This is a genomic window from Leifsonia sp. 10N434 (genome assembly GCF_056394405.1).
In genome coordinates, this window is record NZ_JBFTHV010000009.1 from 45,473 (window position 1) to 66,186 (window position 20,714).

The window sequence follows — 20,714 nt, forward strand, 5'->3', positions numbered from 1 at the left end:
CCGCGCAACAGAATGAGCGAATCGCAGATAAAGTGATCATATCGACTGATCGATTTGCGGTTACTGGGGATGAAAGGACGTCGCATGGTCGCCACGGCCACCGAAACGCTGATCGCTCGCGTCACCTCCGGCCGTCGCGCCCAGCGCATGGTCGAGATCCTCGATCTCATCTCGGAGCACGGCTCGATCAGCCTCGCCGACCTCTCGGCACGACTCGGGATCTCGGCGGCCACCGCCAGGCGCGACCTCTCCGACCTCGCCGACCAGAACCTGATCCTGCGCACGCACGGCGGGGCATCCGCTGTCGACCGAGGCCGTGAGATCCCGGTCGCCCTGCGGGACACCCGCTTCCAGGACGCCAAGCGCGCCATCGCCCGCGCGATGGTCGAACGCCTGCCCGCCGAGCGCTACGTCGTCGCGCTGAGCGGCGGCACCACCACGGCCAGCGTCGCCCGCGAGCTCGCTCACCACCACGACATCGCCGTCGTCACCAACTCGCTGTCGATCGCCGGCCTGCTCTCCGGTTACGCCGGAGTGCGCGTCGTGATGACCGGCGGATTCCTGCGCCCGCAGTCCCTCGAACTCGTCGGCGCCCTGGCCGAGAGCACCTTCAACGCCGTCAACGTCGGCACGGCCATCCTGGGCGCCGACGGCATCAGCGCCGCGGCCGGCGTCACCACGCACGACGAGACCGAGGCGCGCACGAACCACGCGATGGTCGCGAAGGCGCAGCGCACGGTGGTCGTGGCCGACGGCTCCAAGGTCGGACGCGTCGCCCTGGCCCAGAACGCGGGGATCGACCAGGTGGCGATGCTCATCACCGACAGCTCGGCCGACCCGGACGAGCTCGACCGCCTGCGCGCGGTCGGCGTCGAGGTCGTCGTGGCCGACGCGCCGGCGTCCGCGTGACGGCCTGACGGCCTGAACGCGGAGGCGGCGCACCGGTCGGTGCGCCGCCTCCTTTGTTCGTGCGCCGGGGTCAGCGGAGAGCGGGCTCCAGCGCGGGGTCGCGCGTGGGCTCCTCGGCGCGCGCGGGCTCCTCGACGCGCGTGGGCTCGGGCTCGAGCGCGACCTCGCTCTCGGCGAAGGGCGACTCGGGCATGGTGACGATCTCCACGGCAGCCGTCGTGCGGCGCGGACGTGCGATCAGCATCGCCACTCCGGTGACGATCACGGCCCCGAAGGCCAGCAGACCCGCAGTGAGGAAGCCCTCGGTGTAGCCGGGCTCCGCCGGGAGCCCGCTGGGCTCGGTCGCGCCGGTGACCATGGCCGTCATCAGGGCCGCCCCGATGGCGGAACCGATCGTGCGGAGGTTGGCGTTCATCCCGGTGGCGATGCCCGTCTGGGTGGGCGGAACGCTCTGGACGACGACGCTCGTGATCGCGGCATAGACGAGGCCGAGGCCGATCCCGAACACGCCGGCGGCGACGGTCACCTGCACCAGGGTCGCGTGGAACAGCGCCATCGAGATGCTCGAGAGCCCCATCACCGCGGCCGCGTAGACGATCTGACTGCGGAACCCGAGCCAGCGCGACAACGGCCCACTGGCGAATCCGGTCACCGCCATCGTCACGAGCATCGGCAGCAGCAGCAGACCCGACTCGGAGACGGATGCCCCCAGACCGTATCCACTCGCCGTGGGCGTCTGAACGAACCGCGGGAAGAACGCGAACACCGCGAACATCGCGGCGCCGACGAACACAGCCGCGGCGTTCATCGACCACACGGCGGGAAGACGCATCATGCGCATGTCGACGAGAGGACTGTGCGAGCGGAGCTCCACGATCACCCACGTGGCGAGCAGCAGCACGGCCAGGACGAACAGCCCGATCACGCCCGGCGATCCCCATCCCCACTGGTTTCCGGTGCTCAGCGGGAGCAGCAGGGCGACGAGCCAGCTGGAGAGCAGCACGGCCGACCACGGGTTGATGCCGCCCGGTGCGCGGGTGCGCGACTCGGGGATGAAGATGCGGGCCAGGATGGCGCCGGTGACGGTGAAGACGACGGGCACGAGGAACAGCCCTCGCCAGCCGAGCACGTCGGCGAGCGGTCCCGCGAGTACGGTGCCGATGCCGCTGCCGATCGCGATGATGGATGCGAGGGCGCCGATGGCGGAGGCGAGGCGGTTCGACGGGAGCTCGTCGCGAGCGATCCCGAACGCGAGCGGGAACATCGCCCCGCCCAGGCCCTGGATGATGCGGGCGCCGATCAGGCTGCCGATCGTGGGCGAGAAGGCGGCGATGACGCTGCCGATGGCGACGGCGGCGAGCGCAAGGATCAGGATGCGGCGCTTGCCGACCATGTCACCGACCCGGCCGAGCAGCGGGGTGGCGACAGCGGCCGAGATCAGCCAGGCGGTCATGGTCCAGGTGGCGCCGGCGGTGGTGGTGCCGAGGTCGGACTGGATGACCGGGAGCACCGGGACGACGAGGGATTGCAGAGTGGCGAAGGAGCCGACACTCAACGCCAGGATGGCGAAGGTGAGGCCGGGACGGGATCGAGACATGTGAGGTTATCCGTTCCTCGAAAAAAGGGTGTTCACCGACGGAATGTCGGCTAGAATGGAGGGAGGCTCCGTTCGGAGGTTGCCTCCGCTTACTGAATCAGCGTAGCGGAGGGCGCCTCCGGTAATCAAGTTTTTCGTGGAGGTTTTTTTGGGCACCGCCGAACAGACGAGCGCCGGCACCGAGACCGGTACCGTCGCGGGTACCGTCGCCACTACCGTCGCCACTGCTACGGTCACGCGTCCGCAGCGGGCGGATGCGCGTCGCAACTTCGACGCGCTCCTCGCCGCCGCGCGCGACGGGTTCGCCGCGAACGGCACCAGCGCCTCCCTGGAGGAGATCGCCCGCCAGGCGGGGGTCGGCATCGGCACGCTCTACCGCAACTTCCCCACGCGCGACGCCCTCGTCGAGGCGGTCTACGTCGACGAAGTCGAATCGGTGGTGCGCGCGGCATCCGAGGCGGCATCCCTGGAGCCGTGGGACGCGTTCGACACCTGGCTGCACCGCTTCATCACCTACGTCGGCACCAAGAAGGCGCTCGTCGACGGCCTCAACAAGGACTCACCCGTTCTGCTCACCTGCCGCACGTCGCTGTACTCGGCTGGGGAACCGCTGCTCAAGCGCGCGCAGGCCGCCGGGGTCGTGCGCGAGGACACGGAGATCGGCGACGTGGTGCGGATGATCTCGGGCATCGCGAGCGTCGCATTCGACGACGACGCACAGCGCGACCGCGTGATCGACCTGGCGGTCGACGGCCTGCGCCCGGTGCGGCGCTAGGCGCTGCGCGCCGCCGCCCGCTGCGCTCTGCGCACAACTCCGGAACTCCGTCCCGACACGCCGCCCACTCCCGCATAACTCCAGAACTCCGGGCGGATAGGCCTCAACATTCCGGAGTTGTGTTTCCGCCCGACGGCCATGCCCGTTCCGCGATCCCGGAGCCGCAGTCGGCCCGACGGCCATCCCCGTTCCACAATTCCGGAACTCCGTCCCGACACGCCGCCTTCGCCCGCATAACTCCGGAACTCCGGCGCGGATAGACCTCAACATTCCGGAGTTGTGATTCCGCCCGACGACCATGCCCGTTCCGTAATTCCGGAACCCTTGTCCGACACGCCACGCGCCCCCGCATAACTCCGGAACCCCGGCGCGGACAGGCTCCAACCTTCCGGAGTTGCGGTTCGGGCTGACGACCATCCCCGCTCCGTAGCAGCCGTCAAGCCGGAGTTGTGATCCGCCTGACGACCATCCCGCCCCGTAACTCCGGAACTCCGTCCCGACACGCCGCGCGCTCCCGCATAGCTCCGGAACTCCGGCGCGGATGGGCCTCCGACTTCCGGAGTTATGCGAGCCGGGCGCGAGAGACGCGCAGCCGGGCGCGGCAGATGCGCGCCGGGGCGCGACAGTCGCGCACGCGCTCAGACGATGCGGCCGACCGAGGCGAGCGCCGACTTGAGCAGCACGCCGCGGCCGCCCTCCATCTCTTCGGAGATGCTGGGTGACACGGCCTCTTCCGGCAGCATCCAGGTGAGTTCGAGTGCGTCCTGTCGGGGCTCGCAGGTCCCCGTGACCGGCACGACGTAGGCGAGCGAGACAGCATGCTGCCGATCGTCCGTGAACGGGGTGACGCCCGGCATGGGGAAGTACTCGGCGACCGAGAAGGGCACCGGGCTGGCGGGCAGCTGCGGGAACGCCATCGGCCCGAGGTCCTTCTCGAGGTGCCGGAACAGCGCCTCGCGCAGCGTCTCGCCGTACATCACGCGGCCGGAGACGAGCGTCCGCGTCATCTCGCCGACGGCGTTGGCGCGCAGCAGCACTCCGACCTCGGTGACCTGGCCGAGCCCGTCGACCCGCACCGGCACGGCCTCCACGTACAGCAGAGGCAGCCGGCGGCGTACTTCTTCGAGCTCGATGTCGCTCAGCCACGCGGGCCCCGGCTGCGGGCCGTCGGGCAGCGGGTCGGGAGTGGGGTCCGGGGTGCGCACGCTCATGCACTGATCCTACGGAACGTCCGGCGCCAGGAGTGCGTGCATCCGGAACTGTGGAAAACCTGGTGAAGACACTGAATGTGAGGGACGGCGGACGACGAGGCGAGAGAATGGAGCCTTCGCTCGCCGTCAGCCAGGAGTCCGCGTGTCCCTCCCCTCGCCCGACCTCACCATCGACCGCGACGCCGTGCTCTGGTCCGCCTCGGAACGCGACCGCGCCGGCCGGCCACTGCTGGTGCTGATGCACGGGTACGCCTCCGACGAGGCCGACCTCTTCGGGATCTCCGCATACCTGCCGCTCGAGCCGGTCATCGCATCCGTTCGGGCGCCGATCCCCGAGGGGCCGGGCTTCGCCTGGTTCTCGCGGTTCACGAATGTGCCCGGCGATCCGATGGCCTCCAACGCCGACGCTGCCGCCCGCGCGGTGCTCGACTGGCTCGACGAGCAGCCGCCCACGCCGACGGGCCTTCTCGGATTCTCACAGGGCGGCGCGATGGCGCTGCAACTGCTGCGGCTCGCACCGGAACGCTTCGACTACGCGGTGCAGCTGTCGGGATTCGCCGTGCAGGGAGAGCAGCCGGGGGATGCGGCACTCGCCGAGCGACGCACTCCGGTGTTCTGGGGGCGCGGAACCCTGGACGAGGTGATCGGCGCGGCGGCGGTGGCGCGCACGGCCGAGTGGCTCCCGGACCACGCCGCACTGGATGCCCGCATCTACGAGGGCATGGGGCATGCGATCTCGTCCCGCGAGCTGGCCGACATCTCGGCCTTCATCCGCGCTCAGCTCCCCCGCTGACCGGATGCCCGTCCTTTCGCTGCGCAACCCGCAGCCGCCCTCGCGAGTGTCGGTGGTCGGGGGGAGGATAGAGGGATGAGCGACGTGCTCGATCGGTTCTCCCCTGCGACCCGTGAGTGGTTCAGCGGGGCCTTCGCCGCGCCGACGCCCGCTCAGGTCGGGGCCTGGGACGCCATCTCCCGCGGCCGCCACGCGCTGGTCATCGCGCCGACCGGCTCCGGCAAGACTCTCGCCTCGTTCCTGTGGGCGATCGACCGTCTCGCGGCCCGCGTCAAGCAGCCGGATGAGGCGCCGGGGACGCGCGTGCTCTACATCTCGCCGCTGAAGGCGCTCGGCGTCGACGTCGAACGCAACCTGCGCGCCCCGCTCGTCGGTGTGACCCAGACCGCGAAGCGCCTCGGCGCCGAGCCGCCCCACGTCACGGTCGGCGTGCGCTCCGGCGACACCCCGTCCGCCGACCGCCGCGCCCTGGTGAAGACTCCACCCGACATCCTGATCACGACGCCGGAGTCGCTGTTCCTGATGCTGACGTCCGCCGCGCGCGAGACCCTGGCGACCGTCGAGACCGTGATCGTCGACGAGGTGCACGCCGTCGCCGCCACCAAGCGGGGCGCCCACCTGGCCCTCTCGCTCGAGCGGCTGGATGCCATGCTTCCGCAGCCCGCGCAGCGCATCGGACTGTCTGCCACCGTGCGGCCCCCGGAGGAGGTGGCGCGCTTCCTCGGCGGGCGGTCGCCCGTCGAGGTCGTCTCGCCGCCATCCGGCAAGCGGTTCGACCTGCGGGTCGTGGTGCCCGTGGAAGACATGAGCGAGCTCGGCACCTCGACCTTCGCGAGCGGCAACGACGACGGGTCGCCGCCTCAGGCGGGATCGATCTGGCCGCACGTCGAGGAGGCGATCGTCGATCGCGTGCTCGAGCACCGGTCGTCCATCGTGTTCGCGAACTCGCGCCGCCTGGCCGAACGTCTCACCGCGCGCTTCAACGAGATCTACGAGGAGCGCATCCTCGGCGGCGACTCGTTCGTCCCCCGCGACGACGGCAGCCCCTTCGAGCACGACTCGACGGACGGTCCCGCCGGCGCGCAAGGAACGCCGGCAGCGCACGGAGCACAAGCAGCGACGCGGTCCGCCCAGAAGCGCGCCCCTGCCGAGATGATCGGCGCCTCCGGCCAGACCCGCGGCTCCCGCGAGGCGATCACGGACGACCCGGATTCCCTCGTGCTGGCCAGGGCCCACCACGGCTCGGTGAGCAAGGAGCAGCGGGCGCTCATCGAAGACGATCTCAAGTCGGGCCGGCTGCGCTGCGTCGTGGCCACGTCGAGCCTCGAACTCGGCATCGACATGGGCGCGGTCGACCTGGTCGTGCAGGTCGAGGCGCCGCCGTCGGTCGCGAGCGGGCTGCAGCGCGTCGGTCGCGCCGGCCATCAGGTGGGCGAGGTCTCCCGCGGCATCGTCTTCCCCAAGCACCGGGCGGACCTCATCCACTCGGCGGTCGCGAGCGAGCGGATGACCTCCGGCATGATCGAGACGCTGCGCGTGCCGACGAACCCGCTCGACATCCTGGCCCAGCAGACGGTCGCCGCCACCGCTCTCGAGCCGATCGACGCCGACGACTGGTTCGACACGGTCCGCCGGAGCGCGCCGTTCGCCACCCTCCCGCGCAGCGCCTACGACGCCACCCTCGACCTGCTCGCCGGCCGCTACCCCTCCGACGAGTTCGCCGAGCTGCGTCCGCGCGTCGTGTGGGATCGCGACACGGGCACCATCACCGGACGCCCGGGGGCGCAGCGCCTGGCGGTCACGAGTGGCGGCACGATCCCCGACCGCGGGATGTTCGGCGTCTACATGGTCGGCGAGAAGGCGAGCAGGGTCGGCGAGCTCGACGAGGAGATGGTGTACGAGTCGCGGGTCGGCGATGTCTTCGCCCTCGGCTCGACCAGCTGGCGCATCCAGGAGATCACCCACGACCGCGTGCTCGTGACGCCCGCGTTCGGCGAGCCGGGACGCCTGCCGTTCTGGAAGGGCGACGGACTCGGCCGCCCCGCCGAACTCGGCCGTGCGGTCGGCGCGTTCATCCGCGAGGTGAGCTCCGCCTCCGAGACGGATGCCGAACTGCGCTGCGTCGAGGCCGGCCTCGACCAGTGGGCGACCGGCAACCTCCTGGCCTTCCTCGCCGAGCAGCGCACGGCGACGGGGCACGTCCCGACCGACCGCACGCTCGTCGTAGAACGGTTCCGCGACGAGCTCGGCGACTGGCGCGTCGTGCTGCATTCCCCGTTCGGCATGCAGGTGCACTCGCCGTGGGCGCTGGCGGTTCAGGCGCGTGTGCGTGACAAGTACGGCATCGACGGCGGAGCGATGGCGGCCGACGACGGCATCATCGTGCGCATCCCCGACACGGAGTCGCAGCCGCCGGGAGCCGAGCTGTTCGTGTTCGACCCGAACGAGCTCGACGCTCTCGTCACCGAGGAGGTCGGCGGCTCGGCGCTCTTCGCCGCGCGCTTCCGCGAGTGCGCCGCCCGTGCCCTGCTGCTGCCCAAGTACAACCCCGGCAAGCGCTCGCCTCTGTGGCAGCAGCGCCAGAAGGCCTCGCAACTGCTGGATGTCGCGCGCAAGTACCCGAGCTTCCCCATCATCCTCGAGACGGTGCGCGAGTGCCTGCAAGACGTGTACGACCTGCCAGCGCTCGACGAGGTGACCCAGCAGATCGCACAGCGGCGCATCCGGCTCGTCGAGGCGAGCACCGAGATGGCGTCACCGTTCGCGCGGTCGCTGCTGTTCGGATATGTCGCTGCGTTCATGTACGAGGGCGACAGTCCTCTCGCCGAACGACGCGCGGCCGCACTCTCGCTCGACGCGGGACTGCTGGCCGAGCTGCTCGGACGCGCCGAGCTGCGCGAGCTGCTCGACCCGGTCGTCATCGAGCGGGTCGAGCTCGAACTCCAGCGCCTGGCGCCCGAGCGCCGGGTGCGGGGCATCGAGGGCGCCGCCGATCTGCTCCGGATGCTCGGGCCACTGAGCGTCGACGAGGTCGCCGAGCGCCTGCAGGGAGCCACGGAGCACGAGCACGCCACCGCAGCCACAGCCGCGGTCCACCTCAGCGAACTGGTCGACACCAAGCGCGCCCTGCTCGTCACGATCGCGGGCCACGAACGCTATGCCGCCATCGAAGACGCCGCACGACTCCGCGACGCTCTCGGCGTCCCCCTCCCGATCGGTGTGCCGGTGGCCTTCATCGAGCCGGTGGACGACCCGCTCGGCGACCTGGTCAGCCGGTACGCGCGCACCCACGGCCCCTTCGTCACGGCCGACGTCGCCGAGCGGTTCGGGCTCGGCGCCGCGATCGCCAACGATGCTCTCCGCCGCCTCTCGCACGATCGCCGCGTGGTCGAGGGCGAGTTCCGCCCGCATGCCCACGGCTCCGAATGGTGCGACGCCGAGGTGCTGCGGCGCCTGCGCCGGATGTCGCTCGCCGCCCTCCGCCACGAGGTCGAGCCCGTCGACACCGTCACCTACGGGCGCTTCCTCCCCGACTGGCAGCACATCGGCGGCACACTGCGCGGGGTGGATGCGGTCGCCTCGGTCATCGAGCAGCTCTCCGGCACGCGCATCCCCGCCTCCGCGTGGGAGTCGCTCGTGCTCCCGAGCCGCGTGAACGATTACAGCCCGGCCATGCTCGACGAGCTGACCGCCACCGGCGAGGTCATCTGGGCGGGCGACGGATCGTTGCCCGGCAACGACGGCTGGGTCAGTCTGCATCTGGCCGAGTCCGCTCCGCTGACTCTCGCGCCGCCGCTCGACGTCGAGACCGACGACCTTCAGCTGCAGGTGCTCGCCGCGCTCAGCCGCGGCGGCGGCTACTTCTTCCGCCAGCTCTCCGACACGCTCGGAGCCGACGCCGGCTCGCCCGTCGACGACACCGCCCTCGTGACGGCGCTCTGGGATCTGGTCTGGGCCGGGCTGATCACGAACGACACCCTGGCCCCGCTCCGCACGCTCACCGGGTCGTCCGCCGCCCACAAGCGGCCCAAGCAGCCGACGCGCGCCCGGATGTACCGTGGCCGCGCCGCCGCCCGCTCGGCGATGGTGACACGGATGGGGCCGCCGACGGTGGCCGGCCGTTGGTCGCTTCTGCCGACGCGTGACCTCGACTCCACGGTGCGCGCGCACGCCACCGCCGAGACCCTGCTCGACCGCTACGGCGTCGTCACCCGCGGGTCGGTGATGAACGAGGGAGTTCCCGGCGGATTCGCCCTCGCGTACAAGGTGCTCAGCGGGTTCGAGGAGACCGGACGCGCCCGACGGGGATACTTCATCGAGACGCTCGGCGCCGCGCAGTTCGCCACCGGCCCGACCGTCGACCGCCTGCGGTCGTTCGTCGCCGATCACACGCAGGAACCGGATCACGCGGCGATCGCGCTGGCCGCGACCGACCCGGCGAATCCGTACGGAGCCGCCCTGCCGTGGCCCGCTGTGCCCGGCGAGACGGGCACCGGGCACCGACCGGGCCGGAAGGCGGGGGCACTGGTGGTGCTGGTCGACGGCGCGCTCACGCTCTACGTGGAACGCGGGGGCAAGAGCATGCTCTGCTTCGTCGACCAGGCCGAGGCATCCGGGACCTCGGGAAACGCCGGGTCGGCCGGGGCCACCGGATCTCCGACCACCCTCGACCTGGAGGCGGCCGCCCGTGCGCTCGCGCGGCTGATCACCGACGGACGGGTCGACAAGCTCGCGGTCGAGACGGTCAACGGAGAGTTCGTGCTCGGCTCGCCGCTCGGCGACGCCCTCGCGCAGGCCGGCTTCCTCGCGACGCCCCGCGGGCTGAGGCTGCGCTGATGCCGGAGGGCGACACCGTCTACCAGTCCGCGCGCCGTCTCGACACGGCGCTGGCCGGCAAGGTGCTCACCGAGACGGACTTCCGCGTGCCCGCGTTCGCCACCGTCGACCTGTCCGGACGCACGGTCGACGAGGTGGTCAGCCGGGGCAAGCACCTGCTCGCGCGGGTCGGCGACATGACGATCCACAGCCATCTCAAGATGGAGGGCTCATGGGAGCTCTACCGTCCCGGGGCGCACTGGCGGCATCCGGCGCATCAGGCTCGCGTGATCCTGCGCACCGAGGACACGACGGCGGTCGGCTTCCAGCTGGGGCTGCTCGAGGTGATCCCGCGCGACCGCGAGGAGGAAGCGGTCGGCTACCTCGGACCAGACCTGCTCGGGGCCGACTGGGACGCCGGCGAGGCCGTACGGCGGCTCGCCGAGCATCCGGATGCGCCGATCGCGGTCGCCCTGCTCGACCAGCGCAACCTCGCGGGGCTGGGAAACGAGTACGTCAACGAGCTGTGCTTCCTGCGCGGGATGCTGCCGACCCGGCCCGTGCGCGACGCGGACCTCGCCGCGGCGGTGCGTCTCGGGCACCGGATGATCGTGGCCAATCGCGACCGCACGGTGCGCGTGACCACCGGGGACACCCGGCGCGGTCGCACCAGCTGGGTCTACGGGCGCGAGGGCGAGCCGTGCCTGCGCTGCGGCACGCGCATCCAGCGGTCGGAGCTGGGGCGCAACGAACTCGAACTGCGCGTCAGCTACTACTGCCCGCACTGCCAGACGTAGGCGCACCGGCGGAGACGGCAGTGGCGGAGATGACGATGGCCGCCCCGGATCGGGGCGGCCATCGCACTGCGGCACAGGCTGCGTTACGCCGCCTGCTGCATTACGCCGCCTGCTGTGTTACGCCGCCTGCTGCATTACGCCGCCTGCTGCTCGTCGGCGTCCGCGTTGCGGACGGTGGCGAGGGCGGTCGACCAGGACTCGACCTGGTCGAAGAGCGGCGTGAGCGCCGCCTCCTGCTGCGCGGTGGCCTTGAGCGACCAGTTCTCGAAGTCGTGTGCGAGGCTCAGGCCGACGTGGGCGCTGACCGTCGCGATCTGCAGCTGCGAGAGCACCAGGCGCAGGTGCTCGACGGCGCGGGCGCCACCGAACACTCCATAGCTGACGAAACCGGCCGCCTTGTTGTACCACTCGGCCCCGACGTAGTCGATCGCGTTCTTGAGGGCGCCCGACGTGCTGTGGTTGTACTCCGGGGTCACGAAGATGTAGCCGTCGAACTCGTCGATCTTGGCGGCCCAGGCCTTGGTGTGGTCGTTGGCGTACTGACCCATCGCGGCGGGCATGGCCTCGTCGAGGTGCGGGAGGTTCCAGTCGAGCAGGTCGACGAGCTCGTACTCGACGCCCTCGCGCTGTGCGGCGTGCTCGAGCACCCAGCGGGCCACGGCTTCGCCGTTGCGTCCCGGGCGGGTGCTTCCGATGATGATGGCGATCTTCGTCATGTGAGAGACCTTTCGTTGCGTGTGACGGATTGATGACGTGTCACCAACATCGAACCCGGGATGCGCGCAGTTCATTCCCGCCCGCTCGACCGTTCGTCGCGGCGTCCCGCGATTCCGGGCTGTCGCCCTCGACTTCGAGCCACCTGCCGCCCGATTCCAGCCCGCCGCCTACCCGCACACCGCGCCGTCGCCCGCACAACTCCGGAACAACCCAGGCCGCGGTGCACCATCTTCCGGAGTTAGGCACGGCCCGGCGGCGTGTCGCCTCGGGGTTCCGGAGTTATGCGCAGGAGTCACCCTCGCCGCCCCGGCCGCCGCCCGCACAACTCCGGAACAACCCAGTCCGCGGCGCACCATCTTCCGGAGTTAGGCACGGCCCGGCGGCGTGTCGCCTCAGAGTTCCGGAATTGCGGGTGAGCCACGCGGCCGCGGACACTCGGGACGGGCATCCGGAATTGCGCGGGGAGCCAGACGGCCGCAGACGCTCGGGACGGGCATCCGGATTCGCGGAACGGTAGGCTCGCTGCGCATCGGCAGGAGGACCCATGGCACGCAGACGCGACGAGCACGACGACACGCAGCTGCCCGACGACGCCACCGACGAGCAACGCCGCGAGGCCGGCGACCGCCTCCGCGAACGCATCTACGCCACCTTCACCGCCCTCGCCGTGCTGATGGCGCTGAACAGCCACAGCGAGAGCCTCGAACCGCTCAACGTGCTCTACACCCTGCTCATCTCCGTCGGCGGCGTGCTGCTCGCCGGGCTGACGTCCGACCTGGTCGCGCACATGATCGTGCACAACAAGCTGCCGACGGTCGCGGAGTTCCGTCACATGCTGGCCGTCGCATCCCGTGCCCTCGGCGTTCTCGCGGTGCCGGCGATCATGCTGCTGCTCGCCTTCTTCGACGTTGTGACTGCTCGCACCGCAGTCACCGTGGCCCTCGTCTCCCTCATCGTCTCGCTCGCCGTCATCGCCCAGATCGCGGTGAAGCGCACGAATCTCAGCACCGTCAAGCGGCTGATCGTGCTCGTCGTGATCGTCGCGCTCGGCGTCGCCGTGGTGGCACTGGAGTCGCTGGCCCACCACTGACAACGAGGACGCCGTCCGCCGCAGGCACGTCGTCGGCAGGTCGCAGCCGGTCGCCGGCGGCCCGGAGGCGCAGCCACGTCGGCGCGCGCCCGCATGGCCGTGACGCGTGCAAGGATGACGTATGCCGAGCGCACGAACGAAGCCCGACCCGCGAAAGCTGACGGCAGAAGAGGACGACCTCTTCAGCAGCTTCTACCGGATGCGCCGCGGCTTCGACCGAGCACTGGATGCCCAGCTGCAGCGCGACGCCGGCGTCTCGATCTCCGAACTGGAAGTGCTGATGGCGCTGGTCCGCTCCCCCGGTCGCCGGCTGCGCGTGCGCGAGCTCTCGGAGATCACGGGCTGGGAGAAGAGCCGCATCTCGCACCAGGTGACTCGGATGGTCGCCCGCGGCTTCGTCGAACGTCAGGAGTGCGCGGAAGACCTCCGCGCCAGCTACGTGCATCTCACCGGAGAGGGCCGCCGCGTCGTGGTTCGCGTGCTCCCCGAGCACACCGCCACCATCCGGCGCCTGCTGTTCGACGCGCTCACTCCGGAGCAGCAGGAGGAGTTCCGCGAGATCTCCCACCGCATGAACGAGGCGATCGCGGCGGAGCCGGAGGCGTAGCGATGACTCGCACGAACCACCGCGTCGCCGTGCTCGTGCTCGACGGCGCGAAGCCGCTCGATGTCGGCATCCCGGCGCAGGTGTTCTCGAACCGGCCGAGCATGCCGTACGAGGTGCGGGTGTGCGGCGCCGCGCCCGGGCTCGTCACGGGCGGCGACGGCCTCTCGTACCACGTGGCCGACGGCCTCGAAGCGCTCGAGCAGGCCGACACCATCTTCATCCCGGGCTACCGCGAGCCGGCCACGACCGAGCCGGCGGCATCCGTCGTCGCCGCGCTCCAGGACGCCCATGCACGGGGCGCTCGGCTCGCGGCGATCTCGACGGGAGCGTTCGCGCTGGCAGCGGCCGGGCTGCTCGACGGCAAGCGTGCGACGACGCACTGGCACTACACGAAGGCGCTCGAGCGGCGGTATCCGGGCATCCGGGTGGATGAGAACGTGCTGTTCGTCGACGAGGGTGACGTGCTGACCTCGGCCGGGGCGGCATCCGGGATCGATCTGTGCCTGCACCTGGTGCGGCGCGACCACGGCGTCGCACTCTCCAACCACGTGGCGCGGCGGCTCGTGGCGGCGCCGTACCGGAGCGGCGGGCAGGCGCAGTACGTTCCCCGGAGCGTTCCCGAGCCGCTCGGCGACCTGTTCGCGACCACGCGCGAGTGGGCGCTCGAGCACCTCGGGGAGGCGCTCACGCTCGAGGCGCTCGCACGCAATGCGAAGGTGTCGGCACGGACGTTCTCGCGCCGGTTCGTGGAGGACACCGGCTACACGCCGATGCAGTGGGTGCTGCGGGCGCGGGTCGACCTCGCGCGGGAGCTGCTCGAACGCTCGGACCTCGGCGTGGAGCAGATCGCGGCCCGCGTCGGACTCGGCAGCGGGGCGAACCTGCGCCTGCACTTCCAGCGGATCCTCGGCACGTCTCCCACGGAGTACCGGCACACCTTCTCGGCGTGAGGGTGGTGGGAGTGCCCTGGCGTGCTCGGGCGTGCTCGGGCGCGCTCGGGCGTGCTCGGCGATCCGACCTGAGCACGGGAGTCGCACGCGGGGTGCCGGGCGTTGAGTGGTCACTCGTTGTCGCTCGGAGACCGGATTCGGCCTCTCTCGCGACAACAAGTGACCACTCACCGCGAGCGACCCGGGCGCCCCTGTGGAAAACTCGCACTCCGGCACACGAGCGGGGCGCCTGCGCGCCCGTGGCGAGATCCTCGTGCCGCCTGGCGATCAGCGCGGCGAGAATCTTGCGCACACTGTCATCCAAGCCACTGTCGTCTCGGCCGAGCAGCGCACAGCATAGGGACCGGAACGAAAGGAACCCCTATGACCCGCATCGCCATCAACGGCTTCGGCCGCATCGGCCGCAACACCCTCCGCGCCCTGCTCGAGCGCGACAGCGACCTCGAGGTCGTCGCCGTCAACGACCTGACCGCGCCCGAGACCCTCGCCCACCTGCTGAAGTACGACAGCACCCTCGGCCGCCTCGGCCGCCCCGTCGAGGTCGACGGAACGGACCTCGTGGTCGACGGCCGCCGCATCCGGGTGCTCGCCGAGCGCGACCCCGCCGACCTGCCGTGGGCCGAACTGGGCGTCGCGCTCGTGCTCGAGTCCACCGGCCGCTTCACCTCCGCCGAGGCCGCGCGTGCGCACCTCCGGGCCGGTGCCCAGCGGGTGCTCGTGAGCGCGCCCTCCGACGGCGCCGACGTGACCCTCGCCTACGGCGTGAACACCGACGCCTACGACCCTGCCACGCACGTCATCGTCTCGAACGCGTCCTGCACCACCAACGCGCTGGCCCCGCTCGCCTCCGTACTGGATGACCTGGCCGGCATCGAGCACGGCTTCATGACCACGGTCCACGCCTACACGCAGGAGCAGAACCTGCAGGACGGCCCGCACCGCGACCTGCGTCGTGCCCGCGCCGCCGGCGTGAACATCGTGCCGACCACGACCGGAGCGGCGAAGGCCATCGGGCTGGTGCTGCCGAACCTCGACGGCAAGCTGTCGGGCGACTCGATCCGCGTGCCGGTGCCGGTGGGATCGATCGTCGAGCTGAACACCACGGTCTCACGCGAGGTGACCCTCGACGAGGTTCTCGCCGCCTATCGTGCCGCCGCGGACGGGCCGCTCGCGGGCGTGCTCGAGTACGCCGACGAGCCGCTGGTCTCCAGCGACATCACCGGCGAGCCGGCGTCGTCGATCTTCGACTCGGCGCTCACCCGCGTGAGCGGGAAGCACGTGAAGGTGGTCGCCTGGTACGACAACGAGTGGGGCTTCTCGAACCGCGTCGTCGACACGCTCGAACTGCTCGCGCGCGGCTGACCAGCGGCTCGCCCGCGGCGGACCAGCTGCTGACCGGCGGCTCGCCCACGCCCGCAACGGCGGCGCGGTCGGCTCAGTTGATGCAGACCGTGTCGCTGTAGTTGGACGCGGGCGAGCTGGGCGTCGCGCTCGGCGCTGAACCAGAACCGGAACCGGACCCGCCGGCCCCGCCGGACCCGGACCCGCCGCCGGTCGAACCGCCCGCGCTCGGCGCCTTCGGCATGACGCCGTCGTCGCCGAGCACCACGGTCACTGTCTTCACGGAGGCGTCCTGCTGAGCGGTCGCACCAGGCAGGTACGCGGCGACGGCCTTGGCCTGCGCCTCCTGCCCGCTCGGGTACTGGATCACCGTCGTCGCTCGGTCGTTCGCGTCACCGGGCGCGCCGGTGGCGAAGCCCGCCGCCTTGAGCGTGGCGGTCGCCGTTCCGGCCGCGCCGTCCGCCGAGCCGCCGTTGAGCACCGTCACCGCGGTGTCCGCCGGCTTGGCGGCGGTGGCCTTCTCGTAGGCGCTCGGTTCGCCGACGACCTTCTGGATGAAGGCCGGCATCGCGGCGGTGTCCACCTCGACGATCGACAGGTCGCTGCCGTCGACGGTGATGGTCGGGGTGCCCGAGATCGGGATGGTCGCCGACTGGATCTTGCCGCCGGTGAGCCCCTGCATCTGCGCCGCGAGCGAGAGGAAGTTGAGACCGGGGTCGGTCTCGAGCGAGCTGCTCACCGCATCCAGTGTCGTCGACAGTTTGGCGGGATTGAGCAGCGTTCCGGCGGAGAGGAACTTGTGCGCCTCCACCGAGAGGAAATACTGCTGACGCACGACGCGGTCGAGGTCGCCGCGCGGCAGGCCGTGCCGCTGGCGCACGAAGGCCAGCGCCTGGTGGGCATCGAGCGTCGAGATGCCCGCCGGGAACTTCGCGGTCGAGTACGCGTCGTCCACGGCCTGATTGAGGCAGACCTTGATGGGCCCGAGCGCCTTGGCGATGTCGTAGAAGCCGAGCAGCGAGACGCGCACCCAGTGGTCGATCGTCAAGCCCGTGAGGTTCTGGACGGTCTGCACGAGCAGTCGGGCGCCGCCGACGTCGTCGCCGCTCGCGCCTCCGCCGAGCGCGAAGGCCGAGTTGAGCTTGTTCATGCCGTGACCGGGAACGTCGACCCACGAGTCGCGCGGCAGCGAGATGAGCGTCGCCGAGCGACCGTCCGCCGGGATGTGCAGCACCATCATCGTGTCGGTGTTCGTGCCGCCGCCGTCGGCGGTCGTCCCGAGCTGGTTCAGCTCCGCCTGCGACGCGTTGTCGGGGCGGTGGTCGTCGCCGACGAGCAGGATGTTCTGGGCCTGGCCGTCGACGTCGTTGGCCGGCTTGTCCGACGATGAGATCGCATCCACGTGCTTCACGCCGTTGATGAACCGGAAGTAGTTGTAGGTTGCGTAGCCGCCGACGACGACCAGCAGGACGGCGAGACCGAGCGCGGTCCATCCGATGATGCGCTTGGTGCGGCTGCGTCGTTTGCGCGGCTTGCGCCCCCGAGGAGCGCCGGACGCCGGGCCACCGGATCCCGAACCACCCGAATCACCCGACCCCGAGCCACCGGACCCCGACCCTCCGCCGCCGAACGGCGCACCGGGACCGGCCGGCGGTCGACCCCCCGCCGAAGAGCCGGCAGGGCGCGTCGCACGCACGGGCCGGCGCGGGTCGACCGGCGGAACCTGACCGAAGATCTCGGTGGCGGGTTCGCGATCGTCGCGGGGCTCGTCGGGTAGCGGATAATTCGGGCGTCGCACACCGAAACGCTAGAGGGCACTCGCTGCGAAAGGGCTGGCGACCGCGGCGTTTCCCGACGAATCGTCAGCGTGCTCCCAGCCGCGATCAGTCGAACAACCTCCGGAACACGTTCGTGTCTGCGAGGTCTATCAGCTCGTCGCCGCGGCCGGACATGATCGTGCGCAGCGCGTAGAGCGTGAAGCCCTTGACCTGCTCCGCGGTGATCGCCGGCGGGATCGACAGCTCCTGACGCGCGGTCACGACATCGACGAGGGCGGGCCCGTCGTGCTGGAAGGCGGCGCGCAACGCGCCCTCGAGGTCGTCCGGCTTCTCGACCCGCTGGCCGTAGATGCCGATGGCGTTGGCGACGTCCGCGAAGTTCGGATTGTCGAGCCCCGTGCCGAAGTTCACGAAGCCGGCCGCCTTCATCTCCACCTCGACGAAGTTGAGCGACGAGTTGTTGTAGACGACGATCTTCACCGGCAGCTTCATCTGGCGCAGCGTCAGCAGCTCCCCCATCAGCATCGCGAGGCCGCCGTCTCCGGCGAGCGCGATCACCTGCCGACCGGGGAAGGCCGACTGCGCGCCGATCGCGTGCGGCAGCGCGTTGGCCATCGTGCCGTGCGAGAAGGAGCCGATCAGACGCCTGCGCCCGTTCATCTCCAGATACCGCGACGCCCACACGACCGGCGAACCGACATCCGGGATGAACACCGCGTCATCCGTTGCCAGCTCGCTCACCAGCCGCGCCACATACTGCGGGTGGATCGGTGTGCGGTTGCGATCGTTCACCGCGAGGTCGTCCAGACTCTTGCGCGCCTTCGCGTAGTGCGCCGTCGACGAGTCGAGATGCTTGGTCTCGGTGCGGTCCTTCAGCAGCGGCAGCAGCGCCTCGATGGTGTCGCGCACGCTGCCGACGAGCCCGAGGTCGACGGGGGTGCGCCGCCCCAGGTTCTCGCCCCGGATGTCGACCTGGATGATCTTCGCCTTCGACGGGTAGAACTGCTGATAGGGGAAGTCCGTGCCGAGCATGAGCAGCGCGTCGCAGCTCTCCATCGCCCGATAGCCGGACGAGAAGCCGAGCAGTCCGGTCATCCCGACGTCGTAGGGGTTGTCGAATTCGATGAACTCCTTGCCGCGCAGCGCGTGAACGACGGGCGCCTTCAGCTTCTCGGCGATCGAGACCAGCTGCTCGTGGGCCCCCTCCGTGCCCGCCCCGCCGAGGATGGTGACCTTGCGGGCCGAGTTGAGCAGATCGGCAGCGGCCTTCAGTTCAGGATCGGTCGGCCGGGTGACGCGCGGCGAGAAGGTGATCGGCGCGGACTTGCGACGGCCGACGCTCTCTTTCAGGAACACCTCGCCGGGGATGACGACCACGGCGACCCCGCGGCGTTCGACGGCGGTGCGCATGGCGATCTCGAGCACGCGCGGCAGCTGCTCCGGGATGCTCACCAGTTCGGTGTACACGCTGCACTCGCGGAACAGATCCTGCGGGTGCGTCTCCTGGAAGTAGGTGCTGCCGATCTCGGGCCCGGGGATCTGCGCGGCGATCGCCAGCACGGGCACCCGACTGCGGTTCGCGTCGTAGAGCCCGTTGATGAGGTGCAGGTTGCCCGGCCCGCAGCTTCCGGCGCAGACGGCGAGCTCCCCGGTCAGCGCCGCTTCGGCCGCCGCCGCGAAGGCCGCGGCCTCCTCGTGCCGCACGTGCTGCCAGGCGATCGTCCCCGCGCGCCGCAGCGCGTCGGTGAAGCCGTTGAGCGAATCGCCTGGAAGCCCGTAGACCCGCTTCACCCCCGCATCCCGGATGATCTCGACGATGGTGTCTGCGACGGTCGGCATAGGACCCCTCCTGAGCATTGGTCGTACGCAATGAACATACGCCCGGCCCCCGCGCGGCGTCAGGGGTATTGCCGCGGCCCGCACATCCGTTCACAATCGCCCCATGACGAACCGTATTGATTACTTCGAGATCGGGACTCCCGCGCCGGAAGCGACGAAGACCTTCTACTCCGGGCTGTTCGGCTGGGAGATCGGGCCGCCGTCGGAGGCGCACTACAGCATGGTCGACGGCGGCGCCGGCGGCCTCTGGGACACGACGGCGATGGGCGGCGGCTCGTGGGCGATCTTCTACGTGCACGTCGACGACGTCTCCGACGCCGTGGCGCGGGCGGAGGAGCTCGGCGCCACGATCGCCCTGCCGGTCATCGACAACGGCGACATCACCTTCGCGCACCTGGTCGACCCGCTCGGCAACCGCTTCGCGGTGTGGCGCCCGAACAACACCGACTGACCGGACGCCCGGCGGGCCGAAGCACGCCCGTTCCGCGCGGGGGACGACTGGACTGTCCACTGGAACGATCCATTACGGTGTGTGTAACCGGTCACGGTCTTCGTGTTCCGGCCTGCATCGCCAACGTCCCCCGTAGTTCCGCCGGCCCCACCGCAGGAGTCTTCTCGCATGGTCAAACAGGCGCGCGCTCGAGCGACGCGAGACGCCATCATCCGGGGCGCCGCCGAGGTCTTCGAGCGCAACGGATACGGCATCGCGTCGATCAGCGACATCGCGTCGGCCGCAGCCGTCACCAAGGGCGCCCTGTACTTCCACTTCCAGTCGAAGGACGACCTGGCGCACGCCGTGATCGCGCGCCAGCACGAGCTCGCTTTCAGCGCGGGTGCTCTCGTGCTCGAGCAGGGCCGGCCCGCGCTCGAGTCGATGGTGTTGCTGTGCGCAGGCCTCGGCCGCCAGCTCGTCACCGATCCGGTGGTGCAGGCGGGGATCCGGCTGACCACCGAGGTGTCGAATTTCGAACGCCCGGTCGCAGACCCCTATGAAGACTGGCTGAACACGTTCGAGGAGCTGGCGCGGCGCGCGATCGAGGAGGGCGACATCGCGCCGACCGTCGACCCGGCGATGCTCGCGCACTTCATCATCCCGGCGTACACCGGCATTCAGCTCGTGTCCGCGACGCTCGCCGATCGCACCGATCTCCTGCAGCGCATCCGGGAACTGTGGATCGTGCTGCTGCCCGGAATCGTGCCGGCCGATCGTCTCGACGCTCTGCGACGTCTTCCCGACCTGATCCCCGCATCGGCCTGAGCGCCCACGGACCGTCACACCCCCAATTTGTGACGGTCGACGTGGACACCGGACCGTGGATATCAGACTAGTGCACGCAACCGGACGAACGGTATGTTTACACACCGTTCCCCCAGCTGTCCGCCGACGAGCCGAATGCTGAGCATCCTACGGTCCTCGCCGTGTCGCACGCGGCCCGTCGCTACACTGACCCCGGAGGATCACCGCGGGGGGCGCGGTTCCTCCGCCGGGGAGGAA

Annotated in this window: 16 protein-coding genes; 11 read left to right on the forward strand and 5 right to left on the reverse strand. The window is 70.5% G+C overall.

What is annotated here, in order from left to right:
* The first annotated feature begins 84 nt into the window (after positions 1-84).
* A complete protein-coding gene (locus tag AC1DB1_RS18480) occupies positions 85-909 on the forward strand; it encodes a DeoR/GlpR family DNA-binding transcription regulator (RefSeq protein WP_271175906.1) in 825 nt (274 codons plus the stop codon).
* Between the two features lie 70 nt (positions 910-979).
* On the opposite strand, the gene AC1DB1_RS18485 is transcribed toward AC1DB1_RS18480, so the two are convergent.
* Entirely contained in the window at positions 980-2,506 is a 1,527-nt protein-coding gene (locus AC1DB1_RS18485) for an MFS transporter (RefSeq protein ID WP_477201854.1), read from the reverse strand.
* Between the two features lie 136 nt (positions 2,507-2,642).
* Between AC1DB1_RS18485 and AC1DB1_RS18490 the strand changes: the two genes are divergently transcribed.
* The gene (locus AC1DB1_RS18490; protein WP_477201855.1) at positions 2,643-3,281 is read left to right on the forward strand and encodes a TetR/AcrR family transcriptional regulator; all 639 of its coding nucleotides are present in this window, start codon (positions 2,643-2,645) and stop codon (positions 3,279-3,281) included.
* A 638-nt stretch (positions 3,282-3,919) separates the two neighbouring features.
* Here AC1DB1_RS18490 and AC1DB1_RS18495 read toward each other — a convergent pair.
* A complete protein-coding gene (locus AC1DB1_RS18495; protein ID WP_271175909.1) occupies positions 3,920-4,492 on the reverse strand; it encodes an NUDIX hydrolase family protein in 573 nt (190 codons plus the stop codon).
* A gap of 142 nt (positions 4,493-4,634) precedes the next feature.
* Between AC1DB1_RS18495 and AC1DB1_RS18500 the strand changes: the two genes are divergently transcribed.
* The 3 genes from AC1DB1_RS18500 to AC1DB1_RS18510 all read left to right on the forward strand — a co-directional run bounded on the left by AC1DB1_RS18500 (position 4,635) and on the right by AC1DB1_RS18510 (position 10,897).
* Positions 4,635-5,285: an alpha/beta hydrolase gene (locus tag AC1DB1_RS18500; RefSeq protein WP_271175910.1), complete on the forward strand. Its 651-nt coding sequence runs from the start codon at positions 4,635-4,637 to the stop codon at positions 5,283-5,285.
* A 75-nt stretch (positions 5,286-5,360) separates the two neighbouring features.
* Positions 5,361-10,121, forward strand: a complete 4,761-nt coding sequence (locus AC1DB1_RS18505) for an ATP-dependent helicase (protein WP_477201856.1) — start codon at positions 5,361-5,363, stop codon at positions 10,119-10,121.
* Positions 10,121-10,897 carry a DNA-formamidopyrimidine glycosylase family protein gene (locus AC1DB1_RS18510; protein ID WP_477201857.1) on the forward strand — a complete coding sequence of 259 codons (777 nt, stop codon included), beginning with the start codon at positions 10,121-10,123 and terminating at the stop codon, positions 10,895-10,897. Before AC1DB1_RS18505 ends, AC1DB1_RS18510 begins: the two co-directional genes overlap by 1 nt.
* 134 nt (positions 10,898-11,031) lie before the next feature.
* On the opposite strand, the gene AC1DB1_RS18515 is transcribed toward AC1DB1_RS18510, so the two are convergent.
* Positions 11,032-11,613: an NADPH-dependent FMN reductase gene (locus tag AC1DB1_RS18515; protein ID WP_477201858.1), complete on the reverse strand. Its 582-nt coding sequence runs from the start codon at positions 11,611-11,613 to the stop codon at positions 11,032-11,034.
* Positions 11,614-12,158: 545 nt separating this feature from the next.
* Between AC1DB1_RS18515 and AC1DB1_RS18520 the strand changes: the two genes are divergently transcribed.
* From AC1DB1_RS18520 to gap, 4 genes are all read left to right on the forward strand, one after another.
* Positions 12,159-12,704 (forward strand): hypothetical protein, encoded by a 546-nt coding sequence (locus AC1DB1_RS18520; RefSeq protein WP_477201859.1) that lies wholly within the window; start codon positions 12,159-12,161, stop codon positions 12,702-12,704.
* A 121-nt stretch (positions 12,705-12,825) separates the two neighbouring features.
* Complete coding sequence (locus tag AC1DB1_RS18525; RefSeq protein ID WP_271175915.1) at positions 12,826-13,311, forward strand: MarR family winged helix-turn-helix transcriptional regulator; 486 nt, start codon at positions 12,826-12,828, stop codon at positions 13,309-13,311.
* Positions 13,312-13,313: 2 nt separating this feature from the next.
* On the forward strand, positions 13,314-14,261 hold the full coding sequence (locus tag AC1DB1_RS18530; protein WP_477201860.1) for a DJ-1/PfpI family protein: 948 nt from the start codon (positions 13,314-13,316) through the stop codon (positions 14,259-14,261).
* Positions 14,262-14,624: 363 nt separating this feature from the next.
* A complete protein-coding gene (gap, locus tag AC1DB1_RS18535) occupies positions 14,625-15,623 on the forward strand; it encodes a type I glyceraldehyde-3-phosphate dehydrogenase (RefSeq protein WP_477201861.1) in 999 nt (332 codons plus the stop codon).
* A 73-nt stretch (positions 15,624-15,696) separates the two neighbouring features.
* Here gap and AC1DB1_RS18540 read toward each other — a convergent pair whose 3' ends face one another.
* Positions 15,697-17,400, reverse strand: a complete 1,704-nt coding sequence (locus tag AC1DB1_RS18540) for an LCP family protein (protein ID WP_477201862.1) — start codon at positions 17,398-17,400, stop codon at positions 15,697-15,699.
* Between the two features lie 85 nt (positions 17,401-17,485).
* Entirely contained in the window at positions 17,486-19,219 is a 1,734-nt protein-coding gene (gene poxB, locus AC1DB1_RS18545; protein ID WP_477201863.1) for a ubiquinone-dependent pyruvate dehydrogenase, read from the reverse strand.
* Between the two features lie 103 nt (positions 19,220-19,322).
* On the opposite strand from poxB, the gene AC1DB1_RS18550 reads away from it, so the two are divergent.
* Both AC1DB1_RS18550 and AC1DB1_RS18555 read left to right on the forward strand, forming a co-directional pair.
* Entirely contained in the window at positions 19,323-19,670 is a 348-nt protein-coding gene (locus AC1DB1_RS18550; protein WP_477201864.1) for a VOC family protein, read from the forward strand.
* A 168-nt stretch (positions 19,671-19,838) separates the two neighbouring features.
* Complete coding sequence (locus tag AC1DB1_RS18555; RefSeq protein WP_477201865.1) at positions 19,839-20,477, forward strand: ScbR family autoregulator-binding transcription factor; 639 nt, start codon at positions 19,839-19,841, stop codon at positions 20,475-20,477.
* Positions 20,478-20,714: the final 237 nt, after the last annotated feature.